This window comes from Bifidobacterium italicum (assembly GCF_002286915.1).
GTDB lineage: Bacteria > Actinomycetota > Actinomycetes > Actinomycetales > Bifidobacteriaceae > Bifidobacterium > Bifidobacterium italicum.
Genome location: NZ_MVOG01000070.1, coordinates 1 through 1,127, shown reverse-complemented (window position 1 = coordinate 1,127; position 1,127 = coordinate 1). Strand labels below are relative to the sequence as shown.

Genomic DNA, 1,127 nt, shown 5'->3' with positions numbered 1-1,127 from the left:
AAGGCGGACTGGTCGATGTACGCGATGCGGCGTTGGTGGAACGAGTGGAAGAACGAGATCGCCCCGTGGTGGGCCGAATACAGCAAGGAGGCGTACAACAGCGCGTTCGAATCATTGGCGGCCGCGTTGAAGAACCATTTCGACTCGAGGACCGGCAGGCGCAAGGGAAGGCGTATGGGCTGGCCGAGGTTCAAAAGCAAGCGTCGCGCCACGCCGCGGTTCGCGTACACGACCGGCTCGTTCGGCCTTGTCGAGGGCGACCCGAAACGGTTGAAACTGCCCCGCGTCGGCCGCGTGCACTGCATGGAGGACATCGCCCGGCGGGTCGGGGCCGCGAAAGTGGTGCGCATGAGCGTGTCCAAACGGGCGGGACGCTGGTACGCGTCCCTGACCGTCGAACGCGACGCCCCGACCGTCCCCGCTGCGCCCGGGGGTGGCAGCGTCGGTGTGGACCTGGGCGTCAGGACCCTCGCTGCGCTCTCCGACGGCACGACCATCGCCAATCCACGCCACATGGGCAAAAGCCTTCGCAGACTCGCCCGCGCGCAACGCACTCTGAGCCGACGTGAGAAAGGATCGAACCGTTGGCGGAAGGCCGGAGCCCGCGTGCAACGCATCCACGCACGCATCGCCGCCCAACGCCGTGACGGCCTGCACAAGCTCACCGATATGCTCACACGCGCCTACAGGGACATCAGCATAGAAGACCTGAACGTGGAGGGCATGGTCAGGAACCATCGGCTCGCGCGGGCCGTGTCGGACTGCGGGTTCGCCGAACTGCGCCGCCAACTCGCGTACAAAAGCGCGCGCACCGGCGCGGCCGTCCATATCGTCGACCGTTGGTATCCATCAAGCAAGACGTGCTCGAACTGCGGAACAGTGAAAGCCAAACTGTCCCTCAATGAACGAACGTATCGCTGCGACGCCTGCGGGTTGAGGATCGACCGCGACCTGAACGCGGCCATCAACATCATGGTCGCCGGGAGTGCCCCGGAGACCCTAAACGCGCGCGGAGGGGACGCAAGACACGACCGGCGCGAGCCGGCCGCGCAGACCCCGACGAAACGTGAACCAAGCAGCCAAAACAATGGCATGAGACTTGGAGCTGGCCCCGGCAACGAGGCCAT

The 1,127-nt window shown here is 65.6% G+C and carries 1 protein-coding gene; it reads left to right on the top strand.

The genetic code is table 11. From position 1 onward, the window contains the following. On the top strand, positions 1–1,127 hold a 1,127-nt coding region (gene tnpB, locus B1400_RS09300; RefSeq protein WP_133064685.1), incomplete at both ends, for an IS607 family element RNA-guided endonuclease TnpB.